This window comes from Streptomyces altiplanensis (assembly GCF_053591575.1).
The window spans coordinates 1-12,124 of record NZ_JBSFUB010000151.1 but is presented as its reverse complement, the minus strand read 5'-3'; the positions used below and the strand labels follow the sequence as shown (position 1 = coordinate 12,124).

Sequence of the window (12,124 nt, the reverse complement as noted above, 5' to 3'; positions counted from 1 at the left end):
GCCGACGGTGCGCTCGGCCTGGTGCCGGCTCATCACGCGGCCGGCGCCGTGGCAGGTGGAGTGGAAGGCGCCGCCGCCGGGGACACCGGTGAGGAGGCCCGCTCACGTCGTCTCCGCCTCGGGAGGTGTTCGCCTCAGACGGTACGGCCGACCGGGTCAAGACCGGCGTTCAGGGCGCGCCTTCGTTCAGGGCGCGGAGTCGGCGGCGAGGGCGTACAGCAGCTCGTAGGCGGTGTTCACCAGGCGGGAGCTGCGGCCCGGGCGGGTGACGAGGGCGGCGACGCCGGTCACGGAGGCCGGGTGGAAGCCGAGGAACGCCTGCTGGCCGAAGGTCTCTCCGCTGTGGAAGAGCAGCGGCCCGCCGGGGGCCGGATGGTGGTACCAGGTCAGTGTGTGGGTGTCGCGGTGGCGGAGGCCGCGGCGCAGCTGCGGGATCTGGACGTCGCCCAGGGGCAGGCGCAGGGGCAGGGGCGCTCGCTCGGGGTCGAGGTGTGCTTCGAGGTACGTGAGCAGGTCGGCAGGGGTGGAGCGGGCGGCGCCGGCGGCGATGAAGGGGCCCATGCCGATGCCGGGGACCGGTGTGGTGCCGTCCGCGCGGTGGCCGGTCGCGGTGGTGGCGGGGTCGCCGGGGCCGAGGGTGGTGCCGGTCAGGCCGAGGGGGTGCGCCACGTGGCGGGTGAGCAGAGTGGGGCAGTCGGTTCCGGTGGCATGGGCCATGGCGGGGCCGAGCAGGGCCACCCCGAAGTTGGAGTAGTGCCAGCGGGTGCCGGGGCGGTGGCGGGGCCGGGTGCGGGCGAAGGTGCGCAGGAGGCGTTCGGTGTCGTACGTGGCGTAGCCGTCGACGTTCGGACGCAGCAGGGCACGGGGCGTCAGGTCGCCCGGGATGCGGGGCAGTCCCGCGGTGTGGGTGGCCAGGTGGCGCAGGGTGATGCGGCGCGAGTCGGGGTGGCGCAGGGGCAGTCGGGGCAGATGGGCGGCGAGCGGGTCGTCGAGGTTCAGGACGCCGGAGCGGGCGAGGTGGGCGAGGAGCAGCACCGTGAAGGTCTTGGTGATCGAACCGAGTTCGTAGCGCAGCGCGTGACGCGGCACGGCCGGGGCGGGCGCGGTGCCACCGGTGATGGTGGTCCGCCGGCCGTGGCGGGTGACGGCGAGCACGACGTCCGGGGCGCGGATCGCGGTGAGCGTGTCCGCGAGGCGGACCGCGAGCGGGGTGACGGACGTCCTGGCGGCGGGTGCGAACGTGCTCATCGCGTGGTGGACATGGCACGGGAGACGGCCATCGCGGAGGCGAACGCGGCGACCATGGTGGGGTGGTGGACGATGTCGAAGACCTCCGCCGCGTCGCCGTCCGGCATGCCGTGGTGGAAGGGCATCGCCCCACTGTCGCACTGCGCGGCGGCGTACCGCTCCCAGATCTCCGCGTCCAGTACGGGCCGCGGCAGGCACGTGTCGACGACGAGGAGTTCGCCGAGCAGGTCCCAGTGTTCGAGGTCCGCCCAGTCCTCGATCCAGGCGGGCAGGTACAGCGCGAGATAGGAGGCGATGTCCGGGGGGATGCCGTCCGGCTTCTCGCCCCAGTTGGTGAGGTGGAAGACGGTGTGGGTGATGTCGTACGCGATGTGGTACTGCACGGTCCACGGTTCGGGCAGCCGGCCCAGCCAGGTGCGGCTCACGGCCCGGTCGAAGTCCTCCCTCGGCACCAGGCCCGTCTGGCGTTCGGAATTGATCACGCCGAGCCGCCGGTTGGGCACCATCTCCAGCGCCGACCAGGTGAGGGTGCGGCGGCTGGCCTCCACGGCCGACTCCAGTCCCGGGTGACGGAAACCCAGCTCGTGGAAGGTCGAATAGATCTCCAGGGGTACGGAGGAGAACGGTTCTTCGTGCTGGAAGGCGGTCAGCACACTGCCGCCGTCGAGCAGTTCCCGCCAGGCGAAGTCCAGCAGGTGCCCGGCGCGGGTGTGCTGGTGCGAGCCCGCCACGCCTTCCCGGAAGAGCACCCGCAGGTTGACCGACAACTCGCCGATGGGCTTGAGCCGTTCGATGACACCTCTGCTGGTGGCCCGGTCCTCGGGGGTCAGCCGGAAGTGCTCACGGTGGTCGTCGAGCCAGGCCAGAGCCCGGTCGCCGATGCCGTGCAGCAGCGCGGGGGAAGCGGCTGCGGATGTGACGGTCATGGGGCCACCTCGTCTTCGTGGATCCGCCGCCCGGCGGTCGTCGTCACGGTCTCGTCCGGTGCGGCCGCGCTCTCGTCCAGGGCGATACGGGCAAGGGTGGCGGCGAAGGCGGTCACCAGGGTGGCGTGGTAGCAGGCCGCGAACGCCCCGGCGCGGTCGCCCTCGGGCGGCGCGGCGCCCATCGCAGGCACGCTGCCGTCCGGCGCCTGCGCTCCGGCCAGCCGCTGCCAGGCCACCGGATCGTACGGAGCGGCGGGCAGGCAGGCCGTCACGGCCAGCAACTCACCGGCCAGGTCCCACATTTCCTCGTCCAGCCAGCTCTCCAGCCAGGCGGGGAGCCACAGTCGCAGATAGCCGGCGAGCGGCCGGGACATCCGCCCGCGGGCGCGGCCCCAGTCGGTGAGGTGGAAGACGTCATGGGTCAGGCCGTACGCCGCCTTGCGGTCCAGCGTCCACGGTTCCGGCGTCAGGCCGAGGCCGGTCAGTTCCAGCACCGCCCGGAAATCGGCGTGCCGGCGCAGGCCGATGCGCTGCTCGGCGTTGAGGACGGAGAGCGTCCGGGTGTGGTCCCCGCGGGCGATCCGCCAGTTGCGCAGCCCTGTTGTCGTCGCCAGCAGCTCGTCCACGGCGGTGTCGCGCAGCCCGGCCTGTGCGAAGACCCCGTAGATCTCCACCGGATACGTCGCATGCGGCTCGCCGCGGATCAGTTCGGCGAACAGTTTCCCGTCGCGGGTCTCGCTCCAGGCGAAGGCGAACAGTCCGTCCGCCACCGAGCGCAGGTCGGCGCGCGGATGTGACGTCCTGATCAGGTGCGTCAGTTCGGCCAGTTCTCCGAAGGGCTTGAGGGACAGATCGGGGTCGGCGTCGGTCGTGACGTCCGGTGGCAGCCGGAAGTGCGCGCGCGCCCGGTCCAGCCACCCCAGGCTGTCACCGGCCATGCGGTCGAGCAGCAGCGCCGGGGCGGCCGTGGCGCCGGTCATCCACCCCGCCCGTAGAACTGCCGCGCCGCCGCGAGATGGAGCGCCACCCGGGCGTCTCCGTCGCTCATGTGCCGTACGAACACCAGCCCGTTGTCGAGGCCGAGAGTCGGCGGCACCTGCCCCAGCCGGGCCAGCCAGCGCCCGAGGCCGGCGGCCTGGAGCCAGTCCCTGCGGCGTACTGCCCGGACGAAACCACGGGCCAGGTCGTCGGTGCGCGGCGCCAGCCGGCCGGCCAGGTCCGTCGCGATGCCCGGGAGCGCGAGCGCGGCCAGCTGTGACGTCCGGTGGGAGAACCTGGGCCAGGGGTCGTCGGTCACCCAGGCCGATCCGGCCCGCGGCGCCTGCGGCCAGTGGTCCGCGCCACCGGGCAGGAAGGCGTGCGACGCCTCGACCAGTCCCCGGTAGCTCCACACCGAGACCTCCGACGCGCCGGGTCCCGGCGGGTACGCCGCCAAAGCCTCCCGTACCACCGCCTCGTCGTCCGCGCCCCCCGGCGTCGCCCGGTGGTCCAGCGCGTACGGTGCGAGCGCGTCGGCGCCCAGCACCCGGAGCGCGGCCGACGCCAGCGCGTCGCCCTGCCGCAGGAGGCGGGAGAGCGCATAGGGGTCGCCCTCGCCCCGGAGGGCGAGGACGACTCCGTTCGCAGCATCGGCGATCACAGCGCTCAGCGGGACTGCCCCCGCTCCCGTCTGCTCGGCCAACGCATCCGCCATTAACGGGATTCCTTCTTCGGGCGGGGAGTCGGCGGTGAACTCTTCATGGCCCCGGCGAGCAGCAGCACGGCGCTGCACTCACGCGTGTCGCGGAAGAACCCCTCGGGCTCGGCCGAATCCAGCAACCCCTCGACCTCGGCGGTCAGAGCGGCCGTCTCGACGTGGGAAGTGCGGTCCATCATCATGGGACCATCTCCTTATTGAGGCGGTATCACCAGGTTTGCACGTGTCCCAATTGGCTGCAAACGGAAGGAAAATCCGCATTTCAACATCGCGCGGTGGTCTTCTTCCGGGCGACGGCGAAGATGCGCCGGAACGGAAAGACCGTGCCGTGCGGGCCCGGCGGGTAGGCGGCGCGCAGGGCCCGGGCGTACTCCGCGACGAACGCCTCGCTCGCCGCGGGGTCGTCGGCGAGGGCGGTGAGGACCGGGCGCAGGGCCGTGCCCTTCACCCAGTCCAGGACCGGGTCCTCGCCCTGGAGGATCTGAAGGTACGTCGTCTCCCACACGTCGGCCTCGCAGCCCAGCGCGACGAGGCGGGTGAGATAGGCGCCGGGTTCGAGCACGGCCGCCGCGCTCCCGCCCGCCCCGCGCAGGCGGGAGCACCAGCGCGGGGAGTCGCGCAGGGCCGCCAGGATCGTGTGGCTGGGGGCGGTGAAGTTGCCGGGGACCTGGAAGGCGAAGGTGCCGCCGGGGGTGAGGGCGTCCAGCCAGACCGGGAAGCGGCCGGCGTGGTCCGGGACCCACTGGAGGAGGGCGTTCGAGACGATCAGGTCGTACGTTCCGGCCCCGGGCGCCCAGGTGGCGGCGTCGGCGTGGACGAAGTGGAGGCGCGGCCCCGCGTACCGCCGGGCCCGCTCCAGCATCTGCGGGGAGTTGTCGTAGCCCGTGACGCGGGCGGCGGGCCGGCGCTCCGCCAGCAGCGCGGTGAGGTTGCCCGCGCCGCAGCCGAGGTCGGCGATGCGGGCGGGCCCGGCGCCGGGACCGGGACCGATGCGGGCGAGCAGATCGAGGAAGGGCCGGGTGCGGTGGCCGGCGTGCCGGAGGTACTGGTCCGGGTCCCAGGTCGGTCGTACGGTCATGGCGGCAGCCTTGCGGACCACTTCTCTCGATGTCAAGATTCTCGGATACAAGAGACTTCATGTCGACAGACCAACTACACTGATCGTCATGGAGGACGAGGTCGACCGACTGGTCGCTGCATGGCGCCGCGAGCGCCCCGACCTCGACGTGGAACCACTCGAGGTCCTCAGCCGTGTCTCCAGGCTGGCCCGCCACCTCGACCGCGCCCGCCGCACAGCCTTCTCCGAGCACCAGCTGGAGCCGTGGGAGTTCGACGTGCTGACGTCGCTGCGGCGCGCCGGCGATCCGTACCAGCTCTCGCCGGGCCAGCTGCTGACCCAGACCCTGGTCACCTCCGGCACCATGACCAACCGCATCGACCGGCTCGCCAAGAAGGGGCTCGTCGAGCGGCTGCCCGATCCCAGCGACCGCCGCGGGGTGCTGGTGCGGCTCACTGCCGAGGGACGCGACCGGGCCGACCAGGCACTCGCCGGCCTGCTCGCGCAGGAACGGGCCATCCTCGGTGAGCTCTCGCGCGCGCAGCGCGGCGAACTGGCCGGCCTGCTACGCCAGTTGACCGCCCCGTTCGACAACATCCCCGGTTAGGTCCACCGGCCCGACCCCCGCCCGGCGCGCCAGCGCGACCGCGGCGAGCGTCGAGTGCACCCCCAGCTTCCCCAGTACGTTCTGCATGTGCGTACGCACGGTGTGCGGGGAGAGGTAGAGACGTTCCGCCACCGCCTTGCGGCCCAGCCCGGCCACCATGCACCGCAGTACCTCGCGCTCGCGCGGCGTCAGCGACTCGACGAGCCGCTCGCTCTCGGTGCGGTGCTTGCGGGCGGCGGTCAACTCCCGCAGTACGCCCGTCAGGAGCGCGGGCGGCAGGTGCGTCTCGTCGCGCAGTACGCCGCGGATGACGGCCAGCAGGCGTTGCAGCGAACAGTCCTTGGCGACCCAGCCCGAGGCCCCGGCCTGGAGGGCGAGGGCGGCGCGGCGCGGGTCGTCCTTCTCGGCGAGTACGACCGGACGGACGGACGGCCGGCCGGTACGGACGCCCGCCACCAGGGAGATGCCGTCCACCGGCACGTCCTCGCCCGGCTCCGGCACGCGCACGGCGCGGGCCACCGCCGCGGCGGTGGCCCCGAGGTCGGCGTCGACGAGCATGACGTCGAACCCACGGCCCTCCGCCGCCGCCCGCTCCAGGCAGCGCAGCGCGGCAGGGCCGCTGCCGGCCGCGGAGACCTCCACGTCGGGTTCGGCGGCGAGGGCCGCGGCGAGCGACTCGGCGAAGATGCGGTGATCGTCCACCACCAGTACCCGGATACGAGCCACAGACACCCCCATGCCGTGTTGACCGGGGTGTCCCCCCTGGACCCCCGGGAAGGCGGACCACCTGCGGGTACGACGCCCGGGGAAGCGGGCGGTCCGGACGCACGGCCGCCGCCGCACACCTGGCACTGCCCACCCCGGACGGCGTACCCGACTGTCTCGCCCCCTGACCGAGCACCGGCCCCCACCGGCGCTCTGCTTCAGCGTACGGCGGGGGGCGGGACGCCGGAGGCGATTCGCGGAACTGGCCGGCCGGGGTGGCCGGGGGGTGTCTCCCGTTCAGCGGGGAGACGGAAGGGGGCAAAAGCCGGCAGGAGACGCCGCGGCAGGCTCAGGCGACGCGGTGCGCACCCCGGGACGGGACCGCCGGGAAGACCCGGGGCGAGGCGAGCCCGTTCGCCGCGAAGGCCGCCTCGACGGACTCCGTGACCGTGTCCGCCGCCGACGACTCCACCAGGACTATCGCCGAGCCGCCGAATCCGCCCCCCGTCATCCGCGCCCCCAGCGCTCCCGCCGCGACCGCCGACTCCACGACCAGGTCCAGCTCGTCGCACGACACCCGCAGGTCCTCGCGGAGCGAGGCGTGACCCTCCGTCAGCAGCGGCCCGACCGCCCGCACGTCACCGCCCGCCAGCAGCTCCGCGATCCGCACGACCCGGTGGTCGTCCGACACGATGTGCCGGACGTAGCGCCGTACCGTCTCGTCCTCCAGCCGCTCCAGCGCCTCGTCCAGGCCGGCGTACGGCACGTCCCTCAGGTGGCTCACCCCGAGCACCCGCGCGCCCTCCTCGCACCCCGCCCGCCTGGCGGCGTACGCGCCGTCGCCGAGGGCGTGCTTGACGCGGGTGTCGACGACCAGCAGCGACAGGCCGTGCGCGGCGAGGTCGAAGGGGACCTGCCGGATCGACAGCGAACGGCAGTCGAGGTGCAGCACGTGGCCCTCGACCGCGCACGCCGACGCCGTCTGGTCCATGATCCCGCAGGGCACACCGACGAAGTCGTTCTCCGCGCGCTGCGCGATCCGCGCCAGTTCCGGGCGGCTGAGCCCCAGTTCGTACAAGTCGTCGAGGGCGAGCGCGGTGACGACCTCCAGCGCCGCCGACGAGGACAGGCCCGCGCCGGTGGGGACGGTCGACGTCAGGTGCAGGTCGGCGCCGGGCACCTGGTGCCCGGCCTCGCGCAGCGCCCACACCACGCCCGCCGGGTACGCCGCCCAGCCGCCGTCCGACAGCGGGGCCAGCTCGTCGAGGCGGAGCTGGACGACGCCGCCGTCGACGTCCGCCGAGTGCAGCCGCAGGACGCCGTCGTCACGGCGGGCGACCGCGGCGACCGCCGTGTGCGGCAGGGCGAGCGGCATCACGAAGCCGTCGTTGAAGTCGGTGTACTCGCCGATGAGGTTGACGCGGCCGGGGGCCGCCCAGACCCCGTCGGGCCCGGCGCCGTACAGCTCGGTGAAGGTCTCGGTGACGGCGGCCGCGGCGGCCGCGGTGGCGTCCGTGCCGGTGGCCGTGGTGGCGGTCATACGTCCTGCTCCTCCCGGCGGGCGAACGCCCACGCGTCCGCGATGATGCCCGCGAGGTCCGCGCGGGACGGGTTCCAGCCGAGCTTCTCGCGCGCCGCTTCGGCGGACGCGACGAGCACCGCCGGGTCGCCGGCCCGGCGGGGCGCCATGACCTCGGGGACGGGGTGCCCCGTGACCTTGCGCACGGTCTCCACGACCTCACGGACCGAGAAGCCGTTGCCGTTGCCGAGGTTGCAGATCAGGTGGGATCCGGACTCGGCCGCGCCCAGCGCCAGCAGGTGCGCCTCGGCGAGGTCGGCGACGTGGATGTAGTCGCGGACGCAGGTGCCGTCGGGGGTCGGGTAGTCGTCGCCGTACACCGAGATCGCCTCGCGCCGCCCCTGGGCGACCTGGAGGACGAGCGGGATGAGGTGGGACTCCGGGTCGTGCCGCTCCCCGTACGCCCCGTAGGCACCCGCGACGTTGAAGTAGCGCAGCGAGACCGCGGCCAGCCCGTGGGCGGCGCACTCGCCGCTGATCATGTGGTCGACGGCGAGCTTGGAGGCGCCGTACGGATTGGTCGGCGCGGTCGCCGCCGCTTCCGTGATGGGCGTGGAGACCGGTTCCCCGTACGTCGCCGCCGTCGAGGAGAAGACGAGCTTGCGCACGCCCGCTCCGCGCATCGCGGCGAGCAGCGCCAGCGTCCCGCCGACGTTGTTGGCCCAGTACTTCTCGGGGTCGACGACGGACTCACCGACCTGCGAGAACGCGGCGAAGTGCAGGACGCCGTCGTAGGACGGGTCCAGCCAGCGCTCGGCGTCCTGGATGCGGCCCTCGACGAAGGCGGCGCCGTCCGGGACGCCCTCCCGGAAGCCGGTGGAGAGGTCGTCGAGGACGGTCACCTCGTGACCGGCTTCCAGGAGATGGGCCGCGACCACGCTGCCCACGTATCCCGCACCGCCTGTGACCAGGTACTTCTGCTTCACTCGCTCGCTACCTCTCGCAGTCGCGCTGCCGCGGCCTCCGGCGGCACATCGTTGATGAACACATTCATGCCGGACTCGGAACCCGCGAGAAACTTCAGCTTGCCCGAAGTACGTCGGATGGTGAAAAGCTCGAGGTGGAGCCCGAACTCGTGTCGGTCGAGCCCCTCCGCGCCGTCCACGCCGTCCAGGCCGCCGAACGGTGCCTGGTGCCAGGCGGAGATGTACGGCGTCGGCGGCTCGCCGGGGCCGAAGATCCGGTCGAACCTGCGCAACAGTTCCAGATAGATCTGTGGGAACTCTGTGCGCGCGCCGTCGTCGAGCGCCCGCAGGTCGGGCACGCGCCGCTTCGGGTAGAGGTGCACCTCGTACGGCCAGTGCGCGGCGTACGGCACGAAGGCCACCCAGTGCTCGCCCTCCAGCACCACCCGGGTGCCCTCGGCGCGCTCGCGCGCCACGATGTCGTCGAAGAGGTTGCGGCCGGTCCGTGCCAGGTGCGCGGCCGTCGAGCGCAGCATCAGGGCCGTGCGCGGGGTGACGAAGGGGTAGGCGTAGATCTGGCCGTGCGGGTGGCCGAGGGTGACGCCGATCTCCGCGCCCCGGTTCTCGAAACAGAACACCTGCCGCACCTGTGGCAGTTCGGCCAGCTCCGCCGTCCGGTCGGTCCAGGCCTCCAGGACGAGGCCGGCCTGTTCCTCGGTGAGGGCGGAGAAGGACGCGTCGTGGTCGGAGGTGAAGCAGACCACCTCGCAGCGTCCCGCGTCCCCGGCCAGCGAGGGGAAGCGGTTCTCGAAGACGGCCACGTCGTACTCGGCGGCCGGGATCTCGCTGTGCCGGCCGTCGCGCGACGGGCAGAGCGGGCATTCGTCGGCGGGCGGGTGGTAGGTGCGGCCCTGGCGGTGCGAGGCGACGGCGACGGAGTCCCCGAGCAGCGGGTCGTGGCGGACCTGCGAGGTGGTCGCGATCGGGTCGAGGGGCCGCTGGTCGACGGCATCGCGCACGGCGTCGTCACGGGAGTCGTAGTAGAGCAGCTCCCGGCCGTCGGCCAGCCGGGTCGATGTCTTCTTCACACGCAGGCTCCTCATCACACCCACCGAACATAACCGAACACAACAAACCACGAGCAAACAGCACAGTCAACAGTCCCGCCCCGACTCTCGCCCAGCTTTCCATCACGATCCAACAAAGAACACCACCAAAAGTATTCAGTTTCGCTATTTGGAGGCGTAGGTTCCGTTCCGATCCTTTCGCTCGACGAAGACGAAGCAGGTCTCCATGCACTACCTGGCCGAAGGGCTTCGGCTCCCCACCAACGGGCTCGACTACACGATTCTGGCGATCTACTTCGCCGTGGTCCTCGGCATCGGGTTCGCCGCCCGGGCCAGCGTGAAGACCAGCCTCGACTTCTTCCTCTCGGGCCGGTCGCTGCCGGCCTGGGTCACCGGTCTGGCGTTCGTCGCCGCGAATCTCGGCGCGACCGAGATCCTCGGCATGGCCGCCACCGGCGCGCAGTACGGCGTGGCGGTCGTCCACTGGTACTGGATCGGCGCCATCCCCGCCATGGTCTTCCTCGGCCTGGTGATGATGCCGTTCTACTACGGCTCCAAGGTCCGCTCGGTCCCCGAGTTCCTGCTCCAGCGCTTCGACAGGTCCGCGCACCTGCTGAGCTCGGTCCTCTTCGCCTTCGCCGCCATCCTCATCGCGGGCGTGAACCTCTACGCCCTGTCGATCGTCGTCGAGGCGCTGCTCGGCTGGCCGCAGTGGGTGTCGATCGTCGTGGCCGGCTTCTTCGTGCTCGCGTACATCACGGTCGGCGGCCTCTCCTCGGCGATCTACAACGAGGTGCTCCAGTTCTTCGTGATCCTCGCGGCGCTCATCCCGCTCACCGTCCTCGGCCTGAAGCGGGCCGGCGGCTGGGACGGCCTGACCGGCTCACTGGAGAAGAACCACGGCGGCGACTTCCTCACCGCCTGGGGCGGTACGGGCATAGGCGACGCCAACCCGCTGGGCGCCAACTGGCTGACGATCGTCCTCGGCCTCGGCTTCGTGCTCTCCTTCGGCTACTGGACCACCAACTTCGCCGAGGTCCAGCGCGCCCTGTCCGCGAAGAACCTCTCCGCCGCCAAGCGCACGCCGCTGATCGCCGCCTTCCCCAAGATCTTCATCGTGTTCCTGGTGATGATCCCGGGCCTGGTCGCCGCCGTGCTCGTACCGAAGATCGGCACCGCCGGCTCGGACCTGACGTACAACGACGCGATCCCGCTCCTCATGCAGGAGCTGCTGCCCAACGGTGTGCTGGGCATCGCGGTGACCGGTCTGCTGGCCGCGTTCATGGCCGGCATGGCGGCGAACGTGTCGTCGTTCAACACCGTCTTCACCAGCGACATCTGGGCGAAGTACGTGAAGCCCGGCCGCGACGACGCGTACTACCTGCGCTTCGGCCGGCTGATCACGGCGATCGGCGTGCTGGCCTCCATCGGCACGGCCTTCATCGCCGCCAGCTTCTCCAACATCATGAGCTACCTCCAGACGCTCTTCTCCTTCTTCAACGTCCCGATGTTCGTGGTCTTCATCATCGGCATGTTCTGGAAGCGCGCCTCGATGAAGTCCGGCGTCTGGGGCCTGGTCGCGGGCACCGCGGCCGCGATGGTCAACTACTTCTGGATCTACAAGCAGGGGATCGTCGACATCCCGTCCGACCAGGGCGCCAACTTCGTCTCCGCGATCGTCGGCTTCGTCGCCGGCGCGGTGGTCATGGTCGTCGTCACGCTCTTCACCGCGCCGAAGCCGGAGGCCGAGCTGGCGGGCCTGGTGTACGGAACGCGCTCGCCGGGTCTCGAGGAGCCGCCCGCCGAGGGCGACGACGCCTGGTACCGCAGGCCCGCCCTCCTCGGCTGGGGCGCGATCGTCATCGCCGCCCTCTGCTACGTCCCCTACTCCTTCTGACCGGAGGCCAGGAAAAATGTCTGAACTGCATCGCGAAGTCTCCGACCTGGAGAGCAAGTCCGCGACCGCGGCACGCCTCTTCGACATCCGGCGCATCATCGGCGGCCTGTTCACCGTCTACGGCGTGATCGTCACGATCGCCGGGATCACCGCGTCCGACGCGGACCTGAAGAAGGCCCAGGACGTCAACATCAACCTGTGGACGGGGCTGGCCATGCTGGCGCTCGGCCTCTTCTTCCTCGCCTGGCTCAAGCTGCGCCCGATCGTCCCGCCGCCGGCCGGACCCGCGCAGCCCACCGGGCCCGCCGAGTAGTCCGCGCGACCCGCCCGGGCGGGGCCGGACTTCACCCGGGGAAGTCCGGCCCCGCCTGCGCGGGTGTGGGCGGCGGCGGAAAGCCCCAGGAGCGGGCGGCCGGAGGGGAGCCGGCGCAGGCCGC

13 protein-coding genes and 1 pseudogene are annotated in these 12,124 nt (G+C 72.0%); 3 read left to right on the top strand and 11 right to left on the bottom strand.

Annotation, left to right across the window (positions count from 1 at the left end; genetic code table 11):
- The 7 genes and pseudogenes from ACWD0Y_RS34355 to ACWD0Y_RS34325 form a co-directional block, all read right to left on the bottom strand.
- Window positions 1-78: pseudogene (locus tag ACWD0Y_RS34355) on the bottom strand (RtcB family protein); the annotation flags it as partial.
- A 108-nt stretch (window positions 79-186) separates the two neighbouring features.
- Window positions 187-1,248: a serine hydrolase domain-containing protein gene (locus ACWD0Y_RS34350; RefSeq protein WP_450264189.1), complete on the bottom strand. Its 1,062-nt coding sequence runs from the start codon at window positions 1,246-1,248 to the stop codon at window positions 187-189.
- Window positions 1,245-2,174: a DUF6895 family protein gene (locus ACWD0Y_RS34345; RefSeq protein ID WP_450264188.1), complete on the bottom strand. Its 930-nt coding sequence runs from the start codon at window positions 2,172-2,174 to the stop codon at window positions 1,245-1,247. Before ACWD0Y_RS34345 ends, ACWD0Y_RS34350 begins: the two co-directional genes overlap by 4 nt.
- On the bottom strand, window positions 2,171-3,154 hold the full coding sequence (locus ACWD0Y_RS34340) for a DUF6895 family protein (RefSeq protein ID WP_450264187.1): 984 nt from the start codon (window positions 3,152-3,154) through the stop codon (window positions 2,171-2,173). Before ACWD0Y_RS34340 ends, ACWD0Y_RS34345 begins: the two co-directional genes overlap by 4 nt.
- Window positions 3,151-3,867 (bottom strand): hypothetical protein, encoded by a 717-nt coding sequence (locus tag ACWD0Y_RS34335; RefSeq protein WP_450264186.1) that lies wholly within the window; start codon window positions 3,865-3,867, stop codon window positions 3,151-3,153. The genes ACWD0Y_RS34340 and ACWD0Y_RS34335 overlap by 4 nt, the downstream gene beginning before the upstream one ends.
- Complete coding sequence (locus tag ACWD0Y_RS34330; RefSeq protein ID WP_450264185.1) at window positions 3,867-4,052, bottom strand: hypothetical protein; 186 nt, start codon at window positions 4,050-4,052, stop codon at window positions 3,867-3,869. The genes ACWD0Y_RS34335 and ACWD0Y_RS34330 overlap by 1 nt, the downstream gene beginning before the upstream one ends.
- Window positions 4,053-4,132: 80 nt before the next feature.
- On the bottom strand, window positions 4,133-4,948 hold the full coding sequence (locus ACWD0Y_RS34325) for a trans-aconitate 2-methyltransferase (RefSeq protein WP_450264184.1): 816 nt from the start codon (window positions 4,946-4,948) through the stop codon (window positions 4,133-4,135).
- An 88-nt stretch (window positions 4,949-5,036) separates the two neighbouring features.
- On the opposite strand from ACWD0Y_RS34325, the gene tamR reads away from it, so the two are divergent.
- Window positions 5,037-5,534, top strand: coding sequence for a MarR family transcriptional regulator TamR (tamR, locus tag ACWD0Y_RS34320; RefSeq protein ID WP_450264183.1), 498 nt, complete (start codon window positions 5,037-5,039; stop codon window positions 5,532-5,534).
- Here the strand turns inward: tamR and ACWD0Y_RS34315 are convergent.
- The 4 genes from ACWD0Y_RS34315 to galT all read right to left on the bottom strand — a co-directional run bounded on the left by ACWD0Y_RS34315 (window position 5,493) and on the right by galT (window position 9,811).
- A complete protein-coding gene (locus tag ACWD0Y_RS34315) occupies window positions 5,493-6,260 on the bottom strand; it encodes a LuxR C-terminal-related transcriptional regulator (protein WP_450264182.1) in 768 nt (255 codons plus the stop codon). The two genes, tamR and ACWD0Y_RS34315, sit on opposite strands and share 42 nt — an antisense overlap.
- A 328-nt stretch (window positions 6,261-6,588) precedes the next feature.
- Window positions 6,589-7,779, bottom strand: coding sequence for a galactokinase (gene galK / locus ACWD0Y_RS34310; RefSeq protein WP_450264181.1), 1,191 nt, complete (start codon window positions 7,777-7,779; stop codon window positions 6,589-6,591).
- Window positions 7,776-8,744, bottom strand: a complete 969-nt coding sequence (gene galE / locus ACWD0Y_RS34305) for a UDP-glucose 4-epimerase GalE (RefSeq protein WP_450264180.1) — start codon at window positions 8,742-8,744, stop codon at window positions 7,776-7,778. The genes galK and galE overlap by 4 nt, the downstream gene beginning before the upstream one ends.
- Window positions 8,741-9,811 (bottom strand): galactose-1-phosphate uridylyltransferase, encoded by a 1,071-nt coding sequence (gene galT, locus ACWD0Y_RS34300; protein ID WP_450264179.1) that lies wholly within the window; start codon window positions 9,809-9,811, stop codon window positions 8,741-8,743. The genes galE and galT overlap by 4 nt, the downstream gene beginning before the upstream one ends.
- A gap of 205 nt (window positions 9,812-10,016) precedes the next feature.
- Here galT and ACWD0Y_RS34295 point away from each other — a divergent pair, with 205 nt between their 5' ends.
- Both ACWD0Y_RS34295 and ACWD0Y_RS34290 read left to right on the top strand, forming a co-directional pair.
- Window positions 10,017-11,687, top strand: coding sequence for a sodium:solute symporter family protein (locus ACWD0Y_RS34295; protein WP_450264178.1), 1,671 nt, complete (start codon window positions 10,017-10,019; stop codon window positions 11,685-11,687).
- A gap of 16 nt (window positions 11,688-11,703) precedes the next feature.
- Window positions 11,704-12,000, top strand: coding sequence for a hypothetical protein (locus tag ACWD0Y_RS34290; RefSeq protein WP_450264177.1), 297 nt, complete (start codon window positions 11,704-11,706; stop codon window positions 11,998-12,000).
- The last annotated feature ends 124 nt before the right edge of the window (window positions 12,001-12,124 follow it).

Bases quoted from the DNA above. Each gene is read 5' to 3' on its own strand.
- ACWD0Y_RS34335 (WP_450264186.1), bottom strand. From the start codon at position 3,867: ATGGCGGATGCGTTGGCCGAGCAGACGGGAGCGGGGGCAGTCCCGCTG.
- galK (WP_450264181.1), bottom strand. From the start codon at position 7,779: ATGACCGCCACCACGGCCACCGGCACGGACGCCACCGCGGCCGCCGCG.
- ACWD0Y_RS34290 (WP_450264177.1), top strand. From the start codon at position 11,704: ATGTCTGAACTGCATCGCGAAGTCTCCGACCTGGAGAGCAAGTCCGCG.
- ACWD0Y_RS34325 (WP_450264184.1), bottom strand. From the start codon at position 4,948: ATGACCGTACGACCGACCTGGGACCCGGACCAGTACCTCCGGCACGCC.
- tamR (WP_450264183.1), top strand. From the start codon at position 5,037: ATGGAGGACGAGGTCGACCGACTGGTCGCTGCATGGCGCCGCGAGCGC.
- ACWD0Y_RS34330 (WP_450264185.1), bottom strand. From the start codon at position 4,052: ATGATGATGGACCGCACTTCCCACGTCGAGACGGCCGCTCTGACCGCC.
- ACWD0Y_RS34295 (WP_450264178.1), top strand. From the start codon at position 10,017: ATGCACTACCTGGCCGAAGGGCTTCGGCTCCCCACCAACGGGCTCGAC.
- ACWD0Y_RS34345 (WP_450264188.1), bottom strand. From the start codon at position 2,174: ATGACCGTCACATCCGCAGCCGCTTCCCCCGCGCTGCTGCACGGCATC.
- ACWD0Y_RS34350 (WP_450264189.1), bottom strand. From the start codon at position 1,248: ATGAGCACGTTCGCACCCGCCGCCAGGACGTCCGTCACCCCGCTCGCG.
- ACWD0Y_RS34340 (WP_450264187.1), bottom strand. From the start codon at position 3,154: ATGACCGGCGCCACGGCCGCCCCGGCGCTGCTGCTCGACCGCATGGCC.